This window comes from Bryocella sp., from assembly GCF_058498515.1.
In genome coordinates this window covers 1-16,626 of sequence record NZ_JBMHYI010000053.1, presented here as the reverse complement: position 1 = coordinate 16,626, position 16,626 = coordinate 1, and the positions used below count along the sequence as shown (strand labels likewise).

12 protein-coding genes are annotated in these 16,626 nt (G+C 58.8%); 7 read left to right on the top strand and 5 right to left on the bottom strand.

From position 1 onward, the window contains the following. The first annotated feature begins 742 nt into the window (after nt 1–742). Both AC5E6W_RS16840 and AC5E6W_RS16835 read left to right on the top strand, forming a co-directional pair. The gene (locus AC5E6W_RS16840) at nt 743–2,134 is read left to right on the top strand and encodes an NAD-dependent succinate-semialdehyde dehydrogenase (RefSeq protein WP_491753490.1); all 1,392 of its coding nucleotides are present in this window, start codon (nt 743–745) and stop codon (nt 2,132–2,134) included. A gap of 213 nt (nt 2,135–2,347) precedes the next feature. Beyond that, entirely contained in the window at nt 2,348–2,689 is a 342-nt protein-coding gene (locus AC5E6W_RS16835) for a universal stress protein (RefSeq protein ID WP_491753489.1), read from the top strand. Nucleotides 2,690–3,005: 316 nt separating this feature from the next. Here AC5E6W_RS16835 and AC5E6W_RS16830 read toward each other — a convergent pair whose 3' ends face one another. Beyond that, nucleotides 3,006–4,283 (bottom strand): hypothetical protein, encoded by a 1,278-nt coding sequence (locus AC5E6W_RS16830; protein ID WP_491753488.1) that lies wholly within the window; start codon nt 4,281–4,283, stop codon nt 3,006–3,008. A gap of 402 nt (nt 4,284–4,685) precedes the next feature. Between AC5E6W_RS16830 and AC5E6W_RS16825 the strand changes: the two genes are divergently transcribed. The 4 genes from AC5E6W_RS16825 to AC5E6W_RS16810 all read left to right on the top strand — a co-directional run bounded on the left by AC5E6W_RS16825 (nt 4,686) and on the right by AC5E6W_RS16810 (nt 12,575). Then, nucleotides 4,686–8,066 carry a TonB-dependent receptor gene (locus tag AC5E6W_RS16825; RefSeq protein ID WP_491753487.1) on the top strand — a complete coding sequence of 1,127 codons (3,381 nt, stop codon included), beginning with the start codon at nt 4,686–4,688 and terminating at the stop codon, nt 8,064–8,066. 196 nt (nt 8,067–8,262) lie between these two features. Next, nucleotides 8,263–10,242 carry a beta-L-arabinofuranosidase domain-containing protein gene (locus tag AC5E6W_RS16820; RefSeq protein ID WP_491753486.1) on the top strand — a complete coding sequence of 660 codons (1,980 nt, stop codon included), beginning with the start codon at nt 8,263–8,265 and terminating at the stop codon, nt 10,240–10,242. A gap of 310 nt (nt 10,243–10,552) precedes the next feature. Then, on the top strand, nt 10,553–11,551 hold the full coding sequence (locus tag AC5E6W_RS16815) for an ATP-grasp domain-containing protein (RefSeq protein ID WP_491753485.1): 999 nt from the start codon (nt 10,553–10,555) through the stop codon (nt 11,549–11,551). A 7-nt stretch (nt 11,552–11,558) separates the two neighbouring features. Further along, entirely contained in the window at nt 11,559–12,575 is a 1,017-nt protein-coding gene (locus AC5E6W_RS16810; RefSeq protein WP_491753491.1) for an LLM class flavin-dependent oxidoreductase, read from the top strand. A gap of 42 nt (nt 12,576–12,617) precedes the next feature. On the opposite strand, the gene AC5E6W_RS16805 is transcribed toward AC5E6W_RS16810, so the two are convergent. Continuing rightward, nucleotides 12,618–12,905, bottom strand: coding sequence for a hypothetical protein (locus AC5E6W_RS16805; protein WP_491753484.1), 288 nt, complete (start codon nt 12,903–12,905; stop codon nt 12,618–12,620). A 167-nt stretch (nt 12,906–13,072) separates the two neighbouring features. Between AC5E6W_RS16805 and AC5E6W_RS16800 the strand changes: the two genes are divergently transcribed. Further along, nucleotides 13,073–14,056 (top strand): hypothetical protein, encoded by a 984-nt coding sequence (locus AC5E6W_RS16800; protein ID WP_491753483.1) that lies wholly within the window; start codon nt 13,073–13,075, stop codon nt 14,054–14,056. A gap of 39 nt (nt 14,057–14,095) precedes the next feature. On the opposite strand, the gene AC5E6W_RS16795 is transcribed toward AC5E6W_RS16800, so the two are convergent. From AC5E6W_RS16795 to AC5E6W_RS16785, 3 genes are all read right to left on the bottom strand, one after another. After that, nucleotides 14,096–14,263 (bottom strand): hypothetical protein, encoded by a 168-nt coding sequence (locus AC5E6W_RS16795; protein WP_491753482.1) that lies wholly within the window; start codon nt 14,261–14,263, stop codon nt 14,096–14,098. A 65-nt stretch (nt 14,264–14,328) separates the two neighbouring features. Then, nucleotides 14,329–15,174 (bottom strand): hypothetical protein, encoded by an 846-nt coding sequence (locus AC5E6W_RS16790; RefSeq protein ID WP_491753481.1) that lies wholly within the window; start codon nt 15,172–15,174, stop codon nt 14,329–14,331. Continuing rightward, nucleotides 15,092–16,222, bottom strand: a complete 1,131-nt coding sequence (locus tag AC5E6W_RS16785; RefSeq protein WP_491753480.1) for an asparagine synthase-related protein — start codon at nt 16,220–16,222, stop codon at nt 15,092–15,094. The genes AC5E6W_RS16790 and AC5E6W_RS16785 overlap by 83 nt, the downstream gene beginning before the upstream one ends. Nucleotides 16,223–16,626: the final 404 nt, after the last annotated feature.

Below are 16,626 nucleotides of genomic sequence, written 5' to 3'. Positions count from 1 at the left end.
TGATGTCCCACACGGAATGCGCGTTCTTGCGATACTCCACCATCTCTTCCAGTATCCAGCAAGACGCTGAAAGCACACCGCCTAAAGGCGGTGGGTTTAGACCGGGTGATGGAGACTAAATATCTCTAAGAGCTTTCGTGTTTTCGAGTAAATCATCCTTCCGGTCGCGTACGATACGGCTGGGCCACTTCCATAACAATCACCCCATATAACAATCTGGAGCCTAGAAGAGGAACTTACCATGGATGGAACGACGGCAATTCGCCTTGTTGCAGGTTTAGTCGCACTCGTACTGGTCGCAGTAGTGATCTATCGCAGAAACAAGGCCAAGTCTCTCTAGCCGGCACCTGGCCGCTCTCAGCACCTCCGCACAGCGGGAGCGGCCTCGTACTCGCAACAAAGAAGGAACAGTCCCACTCCAGGACTGACTCCTAGTGTCTCTCTCATATCGGCCGAAGTTACCCGGTCTAAGACACGGAACAACGACGTGGCCCGTCCGGAAGAGTGGCGGCGTAGGCAATGACTCAGCCCCCGGCCAAGACAACCTCACCATCGCCAACCCGCGAGTTCCCAACGAGAATGCACCAAAGCGTCACTCCTGCGTCGAGAGCAATCAAGCTCTACTTCACCGGAAGATTACGCCCACAATCAAGTTAGCCTCGATGGAACGCGGTCCTCGGGGAGCGCTGAGAGAGACGGCGAAGGGACTAGTACCGCAATTGCAGTTCAAAGAAGAGGATCAATGGCTCACGCATACGAAAGTGTCAACCCGAACAACGGCCAGCACATGCAGACATTCCCTGCGCTGACCGACGCCAACCTTGAGAAGAAACTTGCGGCGGCGGCGAATACATTCCAGACGTGGAAGCGCACTTCGTACGCCGATCGCGCTGTCATCATCGCTCGAGCGGCAGATCTGATGCGCGCAAATGTGGACAAGTTCGCAAAACACGCGACGATGGAGATGGGCAAGCTCATCAACGAGGCACGCGGCGAAGTCAAGTTCAGCGCCGATATCCTTACGTACTACGCGACGCACGCAGAGTCCTTCCTCGCTCCGGTCAAGCTTTCTCCCACCTCAGGCGAGGCGCACATGGAATGCAGTCCCATGGGAGTCATCTTCTGCGTGGAACCGTGGAACTTCCCCTACTACCAGCTTGCACGCGTCGCGGGTCCGCATCTCATGGCCGGAAATACGCTCGTGGTCAAGCACGCAGGATGTGTTCCACAGTGCGCCATCGAGTTCGAAAAATTGTGGATGGATGCTGGTGCGCCGGCTGGACTCTACACCAATCTGTTGATCTCCCACGAACAGTCCAACGCCATCATCGACGATCCGCGCATCGCAGGCGTTGCGCTTACTGGCAGCGTTGCGGCCGGCAAGAGCATTGCGGCGCGCGCAGGTGCCAACGTCAAGCCAACTTCCATGGAACTCGGCGGCAGTGACGCGTTCATTGTCCTTGAGGACGCAGATCTCGAGAAGACGATTCCGTGGGCAGTATGGGGACGGATGTTTAACGCCGGGCAGACTTGCTGCGCTTCGAAGCGTTTTATCGTCCTCGATCAGATCGCTGACAGCTTTATAGCCAAATTCAAGGCAGCGCTGGAAGCTTTGACTCCGGGTGACCCCATGGATGAGAAGACGACGCATGGTCCGTTATCGACGGAAGCTGCGCTGCTGCAACTCCTCGAACAGGTAGAGGTTGCGAAAAAGCATGGAGCCAAAGTCCTCACCGGCGGCAAGAGAATGGATCGCCCAGGCGCCTTCATGCAGGCCACCATTCTTACTGACGTCGCTCCTGACAATCCGGCCTTTCGCGACGAGTTCTTCGGTCCCGTGGCCATGTTCTTTCGCGTCAAGGATGAGGCCGCTGCCGTCGCACTCGCCAATGACTCGGACTTCGGCCTGGGAGGTTCTGTCTTCACCCGTGACATCGAACGCGGGAAACGTGTCGCAAGTGCGGTAGATACGGGGATGATGTTCATCAACAACATCGACTGGAGCGATGCCGAGCTGCCCTTCGGCGGTATCAAGTACTCGGGATACGGCCGCGAACTTGGCGACATGGGTATCCAGGAGTTCGTGAACAAGAAGCTGGTCCGCACACACGATATGGTCGCTCCGCTCGTTTAGTGCATCAGCGCCATCAGCATCACGTCTCAATCGCCCCATCAACTAGCACCGAAGTGAGGCACGACCAATGGCAACACAGACGAGTGGAACAGTTCTTGAAAGCCCTGCTGGATCTCAGCCAAAGACGCACGCTTCCATCACCCACAGCGGCAAGAAGAAGCAGATGCACGCCGCTGTCGTCGAGGAGTTCGGCAAGCCTCTCGTCTTGCGCGAATGGGATATCCCCATCGCCGGCCCGGTCAGATCAAATGCCCAACAACCTTTTATCCACGGGAGGACTTCATCCAGGCTGCACAAGACCGTGCCGAGGCGCTCCTTCAAACCAGCGTGAACGGATCAATCGCAAAGGGCTTGCAAGCGAGATTTATCGTGGAAGTCGGAAATGATGCCGTGGGGAACATTCTGGACGCGGTGGAGCGGGAGCAAACGGACATGGTCGTGCTGTCCACTCATGGGATGTCAGGGTGGCGTCCCATGGTCTTTGGGTCAATAGCGGAAAAAGTAGTGAAGCTTCTTTCGTGTCCGCTCTTACTGCTCCGCTCCGCTCGACCATGAACGACCGCGCACACGAATACCCAGAGATCCCTCGTAATCGGCAGTGCCGCTGAACGATCTTGAGAACTCACGTTCCAAGGCCTGAAGAATCGCCGCCTGATTCGTTCCCATCACAAGTCTTGGTCAGCAGGCCTCGCGCCAATGACTGACGGTCTTCCGCCAGCTCACGCGAATAGCCGCGCCGTTGCACGTCACTCGATGATCGTTGATTGTTGTACGCAGGCGAGGATAGCTGCCGAAAGAGACCTCAGGACGCGAAGGGCACGCTAAAAAATCGCGCGCAAACGCTTCGGGTCGTTCGTGCGTCGTGTGGCCTTCAGTTCATCGTGCGCCAGGACACAATCTGACTTCGCACCGCGCTGGCGCCGATATTGCGCGTCTCCAGCAGTACCTCGAAGTGTGGCACCGAGCCGTCTGCGCGTCGGATGTGATTTAGGAACGGCAGTAGTTGAGCATCGTCCAGCACAAAGTCCATTCCCGCTTCTGTGCCGGACATTCCCGTGCCCTCGAGTAGCAGCGCATTCCCATCTCCGGCGAGGCTCGGCATATAGGCCACGACCCCGAAGACTCTCCGCTCCGGATCATTCCTCCGCGACTCCCAATGCCCTGGCTCTCCAGGCTGTGGGTTCCGATTGAGGATCGAGAAGATGCCCTTGTAGTCATCCTGAAAGACGAAGTTCATGTTGTGCTCATACAGCTCATTCCAAGGATCAGCCTCAGAGGAACCAAGTAATATGACATCGCCGGTCTTGAAGTCGTCCGGCCGCAGGTCGCGGGCGTAGCGCACGGATACCTCACTGCCCAGAGACTGCGCTCGATCCTTGAGGCTCAGGATGGTCTTCAGGTCGACCACGGACGTGTAGCGCCGGTTCGCGAGATCGAGAAGGGACTCCTTGCGGGAAGCGTTCGGGCCGATCTGCGGAAGAATCTCGGGCTGGGACCGGTACCCTGCATCGAGATATCCCTTGAGATCCAGATCCTGCCCTGAAAGACCATGGAAGAGGACGAGGCCTGAATCGGGGGCCACCACCATCGTGGGTTGGCCCTTGCGAAAGAGATTGCTCCAAAGCGGATGCGTCGGGGCAGCGACGGCAGCGGGAGACCGAAGGTTTCGGCGGTCATGGATCCACAACAGTACAAGTAAGCAGGTCAACACAATGCTGAGCGACCATGGCAGCCATCGTGGCGTAAGTGCGTCGCTACGAGTCGCCTCGAGATCCCGCGCGGGCGGACGTGGGAACGCCTCGGTCTGGGCCTCGAAGGATGGCGCTACAGCCGGAAATGGAGTGAAGACAGGTTGCGCCTCGAACACTGGCACATACCCTCCCCGGGGAATCACGACCCGAATGGGCTCGTCCGCACCCTCCTGCTGGAAGTACAGTTCGAGGCGATGCCTCAGCCTGCTGGCCTGGCTCCTGACGATGCCATCCACGGACGAGTCGTAGTCGTGCGACCGACCGAAAACTGCGTGACCGATCATGTGCTCGTTGATCTCGGCCTCGCGTCCCTGGAGCGCCAGATCACAGACGTAGCTGAGCAGTGTCCCCAGGCGCTCGCTGCGGGCGAACGTTGGGGATTGCACGATGCGACGCACGAGTTCCCGCCGCGCTCCTTCCGACTCAACTGCCGTCATCTGGGTCGGTCTTCGGGAGTGAGTATCGTACGTTTCAAGATCGGGTCTCGCCGTAACCATATTGTCTCGTTCCCGGAAGATGCTAGTGGATCACGCCCATGTGACGCCACGGTCAATCGCATCAGCCTCACGGCGATGAATCATGATGCATGAACCCCAGGTAAATCGCTCATTCCAGGCTGATTCGAAGCTGAGTCGGTTGAGCACCGGTGAAATGACTGGGTGGGCCTCTTTGCCCCCTGCTACTTCTGACTCATCTCCCAGCGAAGGAAACCAATGAGCGAAGCGATGTTACTCCGAACTCCGAAGGCACCACCTGCGCCGTTCCATCTCTGCAGGATCGTACTAACACTCTGCCTCTTGATGCCGACCACGGTCGCGTTCGCCCAGTTCACCGCTGGACTCCAGGGAAACATTCGCGATGCGGCAGGCGCGAACATCCCGAACGCCCAGATGATCCTACTCAATACCGCGACGAAGGTGCAGCAGCCCAGCACCACTGACGCGTCCGGTCTGTATCACTTCACCAATCTCGGCGCCGGGGAGTACCAGGTGTCCGCATCTGCCAAGGGATTCCAAAACACGCAGGCGCAGTTTACCCTCACCGCCGGCGAAAACCGAGACGTCTCCCTCACCCTCGCCGTTGGGAGCGAGAGCACTACGGTCGCCGTCACCGCGCAATCGCCGTTGCTCGATACCGCTGACAGCCGCGAGCAGGTAACTCTTGGCAAGACGGGCCTCGAGGATCTCCCGTTGGCGACCAGGAATCCCGTCTCGCTTCTGGGCCTCACGCCCGGCGTCACGGGGATCCAGGCAGCCACGACAACCTTCAATCCTGAGACGACGAACCACTACAGCTCGAGCGGCAAGGGCGGCAACGCAAATACTTTCATTGTGGATGGGCTGGATATCGATAGCGACATCGGAGAAGGCGTCAACAATCTGACCCCAAACGTCGATGCGCTCTCCGAAGTAACCATCCAGACGAATATCTATAACGTCGACTATGGCAAGTCGAGTTCCATCGAGACCTTGATGACTTCTCGAGCGGGAACCGCCGAGTATCATGGCTTCGCGAGCGGCTACTACACCTCGCAAGGGCTGCAGGCCCGTGGGGAGTACGGCGTGCCGCAACCGACCCGCGTGACGGCATTCCATACCACCAACCTCTCCTTCGGCGTTGGTGGTCCTATCCTCCCGAACAAGAGGTTCTTCTTCTTTGCGACCCTCGAACCGTATTTCTCGTCTACACCCAATCCGACGACGTCCCTGAGTGGAGCGCTTGCTCCCAACAGTGGAAGCCTCACCTATGAAGACCCTGCGTTCGTAGCGTTCGCGCAACAGGTCAGGCCCAACAGCCTGGAGACATCGTTGCTTACGAAATATCCCGTGGGAAACGTAACGTTCCAATCTACCCTCAATGCGCAGCAGGTCTTCGGAGTGCAAAATACCATCGCGAATACAGGGTGTAATACGCCGAGCACAGATAACATCCCTTGCACGACGCCAGTCTTCGACTCAGGTATCTTCAACGCGCCGACGCCCCAGACGAACTACCAGTACAGTGGGCGCGTCGATAAGGAATTCGACAAAGACCGTTTGTATGGAACTATATTTCGCAATACGCAAGCAACACAGACGCCGAGCCCCAGGCCGGCGTTTCTTATCCACAGCAATTTTTACACGATCGCGATCCAGGGCAACGAAACGCATACCTTCTCGTCCCACCTGGTGAATGAAGCCTTTGGCGGCTACAACCGGATTGAGGGGTATACGCCCAATAAGGGTCTGTTCACCGTGCCAATCGTCAACGTGAGCAATCTGGGAGTCGGCTGGGGATCCCCGAATCCCTACGAGGACTACATCCAGCATGGCTATCACTGGCGCGACGTCGTCACCTACGTACGCGGCAGCCACGACTTCAGAATGGGCTATGAAGGCTGGCATGGAGACGATCTGGCGTACTTCGCCGGAAGATACAGTCAGCCGATCTTTTCCTACACGGGCACTAACGCCATCATCAACCTGATCAACGACAATCCATTCTCGGAAACCAACATCGCCTTTAATCCCGTAACCGGCCAGCCATTTCCCGATAACTACGGATTTGCTGCGACGACGGGTGGAGCTTTCGCGGAGGATACGTGGAAGATGAATCACCGGCTCACAGTGAATTACGGCATCCGCTACGATAACTTCGGCAACGCTTACCCGGCGCTCGGACAGACAGTGCTGGCGAACTTTCATCCGGCTCCGAATTCCTCCTTCAGCGACAGCATCGCCAACGGAGCCTTCACCCAGCAAAGCCACACGTTCGGCCACGATTTGAATTGGATCTTCAGTCCGCGGGCTGGCTTCGCCTACGATCTATTCGGCAAAGGAGACTGGGTGCTGCGAGGAGGTTTCGGTCTCTACCGAGATGAGTTCACGCTGGGCAATCAGGAGAACGGATTGATTGCGAATCCGCCGGGCCCTGTGCGGCCGACCTTCAAAAACGATGGCTCAACACCAGCTCCGGTCTTCGGCTTTGCGACGCAAAACACCTATCCGTTTGGTTTCCCGTACCCAGCGTTTGTCGGGGCCCCACTGGATGCGAAGGGCGGTCGCGTTGGCGGAGGCTTCACCACGATCGGCATTGATCCCAACCTCAGCCTGCCGCGCATCATGAATTACACATTGACTCTTGAACATTCTTTGACCAGGAGCCTTGTGGCCAGCGTGGGCTATCAGGGGTCTCACTCGGGAAACCTGATTACAAATGGTGGCAATCTTGCGGCCCACACCTACGGCAACGATGTCAACGACTTTGCGGGTGACCTGCTGCAACACCCCAGCTTCAGCACCACGGGGGCATACAAAGGAACCGGTATCCAGGACCGGCTCAACACCAGCTTCGCCGCCATCACCTATGCGACCAACGGACCGACCGCGAACTACAACGCCGTGATCGCCGCGATCAAGGGCAGGTTCTCGAGGCGGGGCTTTATTACAGCGTCTTACACCCATTCCAAAGCCATGGACGATTGGGGAAGTTACCCCACCGCTGCGCCGCCTTATAACAGGTATTATTCTCCATCGACATACAACGTGCCCAACGTATTCGCCCTGGGGTGGGCTTACGAACTGCCAGGTGACGGGCTCTCCAACCCGCTTCTTCGCCGCGTAGCTGGAGGCTGGACTCTGAGTGGAATCACGAGCCTTCAATCTGGGACCCCGTTCAGCGTCCAGAACACAAATCCCTTGGCCGTCAGTACCACCGGGACCGACAACGTGCCGATTACTTCGGCCAACTATGCGGCTGAGCTCGCAGCCGGCCATCTGCAGTATGTCTCCACCAGCGGAGACTACAACGCGGACGGAAACAACACCGATTATCCCAACGTGACCTCATACGCGCAGAAACATAACCGAAGTGACTTCCTGAAGGGTCATGGAATCTTCCCTGTCTGCACGGGCGGCGCACTACCGTGCGGCAACTTCACGCTTCCATCGTTCGGCTCGGAGGGAAACGAAACGCCGAATCGTTTCCTCAATCCCGGTTATGCGGATACCGACCTTACGTTGAAGAAGACGACCCGCATCACAGAACGCGTCAGCATGGAACTGCGCCTGGACACCTTCAATCTCTTCAACCGTGTGAATTTTACGGCGGTGGATGCGAAGCTGCAGGACACAACCTTTGGGCAATCGTCGAGCACCTATGCTGCGAGGAACATGCTCTTGGGCGCACGGATCAACTTCTAACCAGCTGCGAGTGATGGCATCGGGTCGTATATCTGGCCCGATGCCTCACTCGCCATCGACAACCACTCACCTGAAGACTAACGCCTATCGACGGCAAAAGATTCATTCACGGCGTCGCGAACTTCGGCCATCGTTGGAGCTACATTTGCTATCTCGTACCAGGTTCAACCGCCGTTCTTTTCTTCGACATCTCGGGATGTCGGGGCTCCTGGGTTCGACGCCCCCCATGTTTGCGGCGATGCTCGATCCGCAGCCAGGGCCCTCTGGCCCAGCGGAGGATCAGGCCAAGCCCGGCGTCTTCCAGTTACTCCCACTTGGCAGCATCGGCCCCATGGGGTGGCTCAGGGATCAGTTACGAATTCAGGCCAACGGACTCGGCGGCCATCTGGCAGAGGCGTGGCCGGACGTCGGTCCCACCAGCGGCTGGCTTGGAGGTTCCGGGGAATCATGGGAGCGTGGACCTTATTTCCTCGACGGTCTGATTCCTCTCGCTTACTTACTCGATGACGCGCGCCTCAAAGCGACGGCACAGAAGTTTGTGGATTGGGCGATCCAAAGCCAAACGGCCAGTGGCATGTTTGGGCCAGCCTCAAACGAGGACTGGTGGCCGCGGATGGTAATGCTCAAGGCGCTCACGCAATACCAGGAGGCCACGAACGACCCGCGCGTAATTCCGATGATGCGACGCTATTGCGCACATCTGCTGGCAGCGCTGCCGGCGCGGCCACTTACCTCCTGGGGTAAGTTTCGATGGCAGGATCAGGCGCTCACCGTGCTCTGGCTTTACGACCGAACGTCAGACCCCGAGCTTCTGAAGCTACTGCATTTGCTGCGCGCGCAAGGGCACGACTGGGTAGCGCAGTACAGCGACTTCCAATACAAGGAACGGATGACTGCCGCTCATCTGGCCCTCGTCTCCAAATTGCCCGGCTTCCGCGATGCCAAGATGGAAACCCATGGCGTGAACAACGCGGAAGCCATCAAGACCGGAGCCATATGGTCACGTGTTTCAGGCTCATCCTCCGATCGACGCGCTGTGCTCAAGATGATCTCCGAGCTCGATCGCTATCACGGTCTTCCCAACGGCATGTTCTCCTGCGACGAGCATCTTGCAGGGCGGAATCCCTCACAAGGTTCCGAACTCTGTTCCGTCGTAGAGTACATGTTCTCCTTGGAGCAGTCGCTGGCGATTCTGGGAGAGGCCTCTCTAGGCGACCGGCTTGAGAAGCTGGCCTTCAACGCGTTGCCGGGTTCGATGACCGACGACATGTGGGCTCATCAGTACGATCAGCAACCCAACCAGGTCGAATGCAGCTTGCACAGAGAGCCCTGGACGACTAATGGCCCGGAATCCAATCTCTACGGCCTAGAACCGAACTTCGGATGTTGCACGGCGAACTTCAGTCAAGGCTGGCCAAAGTTCGCTGCGAGTCTGTTCATGAGTTCCAACGATGGCGGCGTGGTGGCTGCGGCGTATAGCCCTTGCGAGACCCGCATTCATCTGCAGGATGCCGTCGTACACATCATTGAAGAGACACAGTATCCCTTTCGCGGAGAGATCAGGATGACGCTGAATCCCTCCCGGCCGCAGCGCTTTCCCCTGCACCTACGGATTCCTTCCTGGGCAGGCGGTGCGAAGATCTTCATCAACGAGCAGCCGCAGACAACGGCCGAAGCGGGCACATTTGCTCGGCTGGAGCGCGAGTGGAAGCAGGGCGACTTCGTGCGGATCGTCTTCCCCATGCAGCCCACTGCCATTCGCGGCTTCAATGGATCCGTGTCGGTGGAACGCGGCCCGTTGGTCTTTGCTTACAACATAGGCCAGGACTGGCTCAAGCTGCGGGATCGCGGAATGACGGCCGACTGGCAGGTCTATCCCACCTCGCGATGGAACTATGCCCTTGCCGTCGATCCTTCACCAGGGCCCGGCAACTTGACGGCAATCGAGAGCGAAGTTGGAGCCAGGCCGTTTGGCCTGGAAGCCACACCGGTACGGCTCACGGCCCTCGCGAGATTGCTGCCCTCCTGGACTGCAATTGAAGGCGCGGCGGACACCCTACCCCAAAGCCCCGTTGAGAGTTCTGAGCCCGAAGAAGCGATCACTCTCGTTCCCTACGCTGCGGCCAAACTGCGGATCACATCCTTTCCGCGATTGAAGGATTCAGGATCGGTCTAGGGCGACGCACATCCACCTCGTCCGATGGCCCCAGAGACCTGGCCGCAACGCCGTCGTCAGCCTGCTCGACCACCTCACGCCACGCGATCGACAGCCTGATCCCGAAATCCACATCACGACGAAGCTCATCGTCCGCCAGTCCACCGAACCTGCATAAAGACGCGCTTTGGGACCTCAAGTGGCCACGAAGGAAGAGATCAAGGAGACTCGGGCAGAAGGAAGGTCGCTGGCCGGAAGCCGAGTACGAGACACGCGGCGCTGCGCAACGCTATCATGACATCCAGTCGAAATGAACGCTCAGGAGGTACCCATGGCAGCCATCAGTGCTCCCCTCGAAACAGATTCGCCTGCGACTGCGCACGCACCACTCGCGTTTCTTTACGAGCATCCACAGTGGTTCAACCCTCTCTTCGCGGAGCTGGAGCGGCGTGGTACTAGCTTCAGCAAGATCTATATCCCCGATGCGTTCTATGACATTGGCGCGAAGGTTCCGTTCCGTGTGCTCTTCAACCGCATGAGTCCGTCAGCCAAGAGCCGCGGCAACGGCTCTGGAATCTTCCATACGCTTGCGTACCTGGACCATCTTGATTTGCTGGGCGTGCGTGTCATCAATGGAGCGAAGGCGTTTCGCTACGAGGTCTCGAAGGCGGCGCAACACTCGCTGCTCCGTTCCCTCGGCATTCGCTACTTGCCTTCGCGCGTGATCCACACACCACAGCAAGCGCTCGCCGCGTCGAAAGGCTTGCGCTTCCCGATCATCGTGAAGGCCAACATTGGCGGCAGCGGCAAGGGCATCGTGCGTTTCAACACGAAGGAAGAACTCGAAGCCGGCGTCGAACATGGGCTGATCGATCTCGGGTATGACAGCGTTGCACTGGTGCAGGAGTTTGTGCCCGCGCGCGGAGGCTACATCACGCGCGTCGAGACACTCGCCGGCAAATACCTGTATGCGATCCACGTCTATCTCAACGGTGAGACCTTCGACCTCTGTCCCGCCGACATCTGCCAGACTTCCGCGGGAGAGAGCCTGAATAACGCCTGCGTGTTAGAAGCGACGAAGTCGGGGCTCAAGGTTGAGGGCTACACGCCACCCACCGAAGTCATCGCCAACATTGAGCGCATCGTGCAGGCTGCAGGCATCGACGTTGGCGGCATCGAGTACATCGTCGATGACCGCGATGGCGAGATCTATTACTACGACGTCAATGCGCTCTCGAACTTCGTGGCCGATGCCCCGCGCGTGATCGGCTTCAATCCCTTCGTGAATCTTGCTGACTTCCTCGAGGACGAGGTGCGGCGTGCCGGGTAAGCACACGATGCGATTCGGCTACTGGATGCCGGTCTTCGGTGGCTGGCTGCGCAACGTCGAAGATGAGGGCATGACGGCCAGTTGGGACTATGTGAGCCGTCTGGCGAAACGCAGCGAGGAGATCGGCTTCGATCTCTCGCTCATAGCCGAACTGAACCTGAATGACATCAAGGGGATTGACGCGCCGAGCCTCGACGCGTGGTCGACCGCCGCGGCACTCGCAGCTGTTACCAGCACGCTGGAACTGATGGTGGCCGTGCGTCCGACGTTTCACTCACCTGCACTCTTTGCCAAGCAGGCTGCCAATATCGATCACATCAGCAATGGCCGGCTTGCCCTCAATGTGGTGTCTTCGTGGTGGGAACAAGAGGCGCGGATGTACGGCGTCGACTTCGACAAGCATGATGACCGCTATGGCCGCACTGCGGAGTGGCTCGACGTGGTGAACACCCTTTGGACGCAGGACCGCACCACGCACGAGGGCAAGTATTATCGCGTGGAGGACACCGTACTGGAGCCCAAGCCGGTGAGGTCGCCTCGGCCTGCGCTTTACGCCGGTGGCGAATCGGAAGCCGCGAAGAATCTCATCGCTCAGAAGTGCGATGCCTACGTGATGCACGGCGATTCGCCCGAATACGTCGCCGAGAAGATCGCGGACATGCGTGAGCGTCGTGATCGCTTCGGCCTGCCTCCGATGCAGTTCGGCGTCGCCGGTTACAGCTTCGTGCGTGACTCCGAGGAAGAGGTCCGCGCCGAACTCAACCGGATCACCGACGTGAAGGGCAATGCAAAGGGCTTCGCGAACTATCAGCAGTGGCTGCAGGGCACCCAGCTCGAGCAGAAGATGTCGCTCGAGGAATACTCCGTGTCCAATCGCGGCCTGCGCTCAAAGCTGTATGGAACGCCAACGCAGGTGCAGGACCAGGTGGGGCGCTTCGAGGAGGCCGGGGTCGATCTCCTTCTGCTGCAGTTCAGCCCTCAGCTGGAAGAGATGGAGCGCTTCAGCGCAGCGGTCCTCCAGTGAGGCTGTCACTAGCCGCTGCGTTCCGCATGAGCGGCTAGGACTCTACCCGAGCGCAAAGCCACAGTTCAACTCTGCGGCCATACCTGCTGCTGATATGCCGTCAGCATTCGGAACACCATCGATCGCGATGGATTTCGTCATGGTGACGGTACCGAAGCCACCTGGATAGAGTGCACGATTTCGCCGAAAGCCGACGTCTTGCAGCCAGCGCCTGCCCCCGTCCTGCAGGGCCGTGCGGTTGCGGGGGTTAGCATCATCGCCTACGTCAAACACCCAGGTGTGGGTCGCCTGCGCGGGCAACGAGATGAGGACGAAGGGAGTGGACAACAAGGAGGGACGAGTGTTTCATGGCAAGGCCTCCTGATGAATGAGTAGGCGAGAAGTCTACCAACTCGATACGCGGACGGGTTTATAAGATCGCGATCACTTTGTATTTATGGAGTTCTCTTAATGGCATAGGCTAGAATACCCAGAGTAGATACCGTCTGCCGAGGCCCATGAAGACCAGGAAGCTGCATACGCCATCGATCGTGCTCGAATGGGAGACGGTCGCGGATGGAGGCGTCGATCGTGCGGAGCGGGGGCTACGCGAGGTTAATCGTCAACTTGCAGAGTTATGTGAGGAGATGGCAGAGCCGGCCGAAGTCATTATCTCTTACGAAGAGAGGACTGTCTCCAGTCGCGAGCTACGTGCCATCCTGGATCTCGCGGCGGGTCCTGACGGCTGGGCCTGCCCAGTGTTACTGGTTCCTGTTCCGGACGGAACGCATTACTATGAGAAAAAGAATGCTGGGGGCCGCGCGTCGAAGAACAGCATTATCGTCTTTCTCGATACGTACCTGATTCCCGATTTGAACTGGCTGCGCCATATTTTGCGCGCATTCGACGATTGGTCGATCTCCGTCCTGCTCGGAGCCACCCATCTGGACCATGTGACGACGTACGAGATGGCTGTGGCACTGATCTGGATCTTTGATCCAGCCACCGAGGGCCGCGGGATCCAGCCGCTGCGGAGATATTCGTCCAATAACCTGGCTTTTCGGCGAGAGCTCTTTCTCAAGTTTCCATTTCCGGAACATCCCACCTACCGCGGACAGTGCGGGGATCTGGGCAAGACGCTGCTACGGATGGGCATTCCGATGGCGGAGCACACCGATGCGAGAGCCAGCCACCCACCTCCGCCGCTAGTGCGAGGGTTCGTGCATCGCGCTTGGTCAGCTGGCCAGGATGAGCAGTTCTATGCGAACCAGAGAACCGAGACGACTTATAAATCGGCGCTGCGGCAATGGTGGCGTGACTATGGCGTGGTGGCTCGTCGGATTCGCACGCGCCGCAAACTGCTGAGGCCAACACCCGCTGCCGAGCGCCTTGGCTGGCTCCTCGGTTGGGCGTACTACGGCATCAAAGCGGCTGGGTATCTAAGCAAGGTCCACCAAACCACCGAGCGCGCGCCGACCGAACAGGTTCGGCGAGGAGCGTAAACCACACGAACATGGGACAGATGGCTCTCTTCTAACAAGCTACGACGCGCAGGTGTAGAAGTCGGTTTGCGGAGGCGTCGAAAAGCCAGTAAGCGTCACCTCAGCAACATCGGCCGCCTTAGCTTGCGGCTTCGTCCATTCGCGACGTACAAGCTGATCTTCCTGCGTTGATGCGGAAGACTCTTGAGCTTTGCGATCGATGTTCATGGGTGTCCCTTTCCTGGATCGGGCCATTCGGCAACAGATTCTAGCCGATGCGAGCTGCGGACATCCTACAGCCCGGAATGCTGAGTAAGCAAATCAGCCGTTCTAGCTACGGACCCACTCCACCGCAGAATAGACAGCTTGACCTGCTCGGAGACGTGACACGAGATATAAAAGTGGCTCTCTATACAACCCATTCCGACTAGATAGTGTGGCTTGTAGGTGTTCTCTGTTAGGGCAGCAAGGCGGGAGGGACCATCAACGGGCAACAGGGCCTCGGAATCTCCGCGCTCGAGCAGAAAAATATACCTAAGCATGACCGGATTTTGCTGCGTAACGACAGGCAGCAGATATTTATCACGCTCACCGGGGAGCGGCGCCATGCTCTCGGCAGCTATCACAAACCGGTCACAGGCATCGCGCCATAGCTTGAGTCCAGTTTTACTGGGCCACGCCATCACAGGACCGGGGTCCGCATACAGCGGCGTCACATCGTCGCCGAGCAGCGACCAACCTCGGCGCACCAATTCCATTGCAAGTGTCGACTTTCCTGCTCCGGACGGGCCTGAAATTGCGACAGCGAAATCCTTTCCCGGAGGCACCAGGGAAGCTGCATGCAAAGGGAGACCGCCGCGCTGATGGATAAGCGCCGCCCGAGCCGAACCGGATAGGTACTGTTCCGCTACCAGCGCGTTTGCGGCTTCGTCTCGCACCATCTCAATCAACTTCCCATCGGTGACGAGAAACTTCGCGACACACGGCACCTTCTGCAGCAGAGCGCCTGGGCGCGCCATGGTCCAGCCACCAACACGTACAGCGTCCTGCAGCGTGTCAGGGAGCGAGGCGACCTCTCTGACTTCGGCGCCGGGGACACCTGGCACCGGCACCGGTGCCGAAATGGGAATGAGGATCACGATATCTCCTGTTCGAGCAAAAAGAGTCCTGCATCGATCGAGCGGTCGATGGGAGAGGTGAGCGCTCCGGAGATTTCGCCTGCGCGAACCCGCTCGAGCGACTTACGCAGGAGATCCATGTCAAAGAGGCTTCGGCAGGTTGACGACGTTTCCATGCGGTCGCACACGTCATAGTACCGGGCAATGCGCGTGCCATGTTGGCGGCGTAGTCCGCGGATTGTCCCCCCCTCGTTTGGCGTAAACGGATCGCGTCGGGCAGAAGGCCACGTCCGATCTCGCGCGCCAGTCCGCGACCACAACCCTCGGGGGCGAAGGCAGCCAAGGGAAACGAGAGCAAAAGCTCGAGCAGACGGCGATCGGCGGTTGGGTCGCGCCATTCCAATCCCCACATGGGCAGCGGATCTGCGGCCCAGACATAGTTGGAGAGCGTCATTGATCGAACGAAGGACGCGCGAGTGCCTGGCTTCGGTCGACGCGGACGCAGAACGTCCCGGTGTTGCGCGCGAAAAGAGCTGGTTGTCAGCGACAGATACTCTATCTTTTCTGCATGGGCTCGATTGCGGAAGGCTCTGAGAGCAGGAGGTTGCAGGGCCGCCAGGACGGCTCTCCACAACGGCCTGCCCTCGCCCTGGTGGAATGCGACGGCATGTTGTATGCCCGCTCTCCATTGCCACTTGCGCAACAACTCCTGCGAGCCCCCGTTGCCCGAATAGCTCAGGCTGAAGTTGCCGCGCGCTCCTATCAAGAGCACACCAGGCCCGGCACTTCGAGCGATGCTATCCAGCCAAAGATGATTGCTCCCGTTGCGGACGGGCGAGCCGGAACGTTGGTGCATCTGCGGCAAAAGATCGATGGCCGCCCGACCATCGCTGCTCAAGATGAGGTGTTCGATGTTGGGGTGGAACGCGGCCACTTGTGCGGCAAAGGGTGCGTCGTCCGCATCCCACCCAGGACGCAGGAAGACAGGATTTTCGGTGGAAGGAGCTGAGGTGAACGCTCTGAGCGAGGCCCCGCGTTCTCCGAGAAAACGTGCGGCCGTGGTTGTCACCAGGCCGAGTCCAGGCCGCCGCTCAACGTGGCGGATACTGGTCTCGCCGAGCGAAGGCAGCTAACCACCGCACTCACAAAGATCTCTTGCGCTGCTGCGACATATTCTGCCGGGTCTCGAAAACTAGCGATGCGCGTGCCGGGCTGCCACCAGCGCCGCACCTCTGCAGCTCCACCGGAGTTCCAACGCAGACATTCTCCCCCAGGTAATTGGCGGATGTTCTGGAACGGCGTCCGCCCCGGCACGTAACGCGCCTCTGCCGAAAGACCGAGAGCGACGACATCTAAACGACTACCGGCTGAAAGCCGGTAGGTTGGGGTTGCGACTGAAAGTCGCCTGAGTGCGGCTGAAGCCGCCTGCAAGGCTTCCGGCTGAGAGCCGGCTTAAGGCTCGGTGGGCGCGGT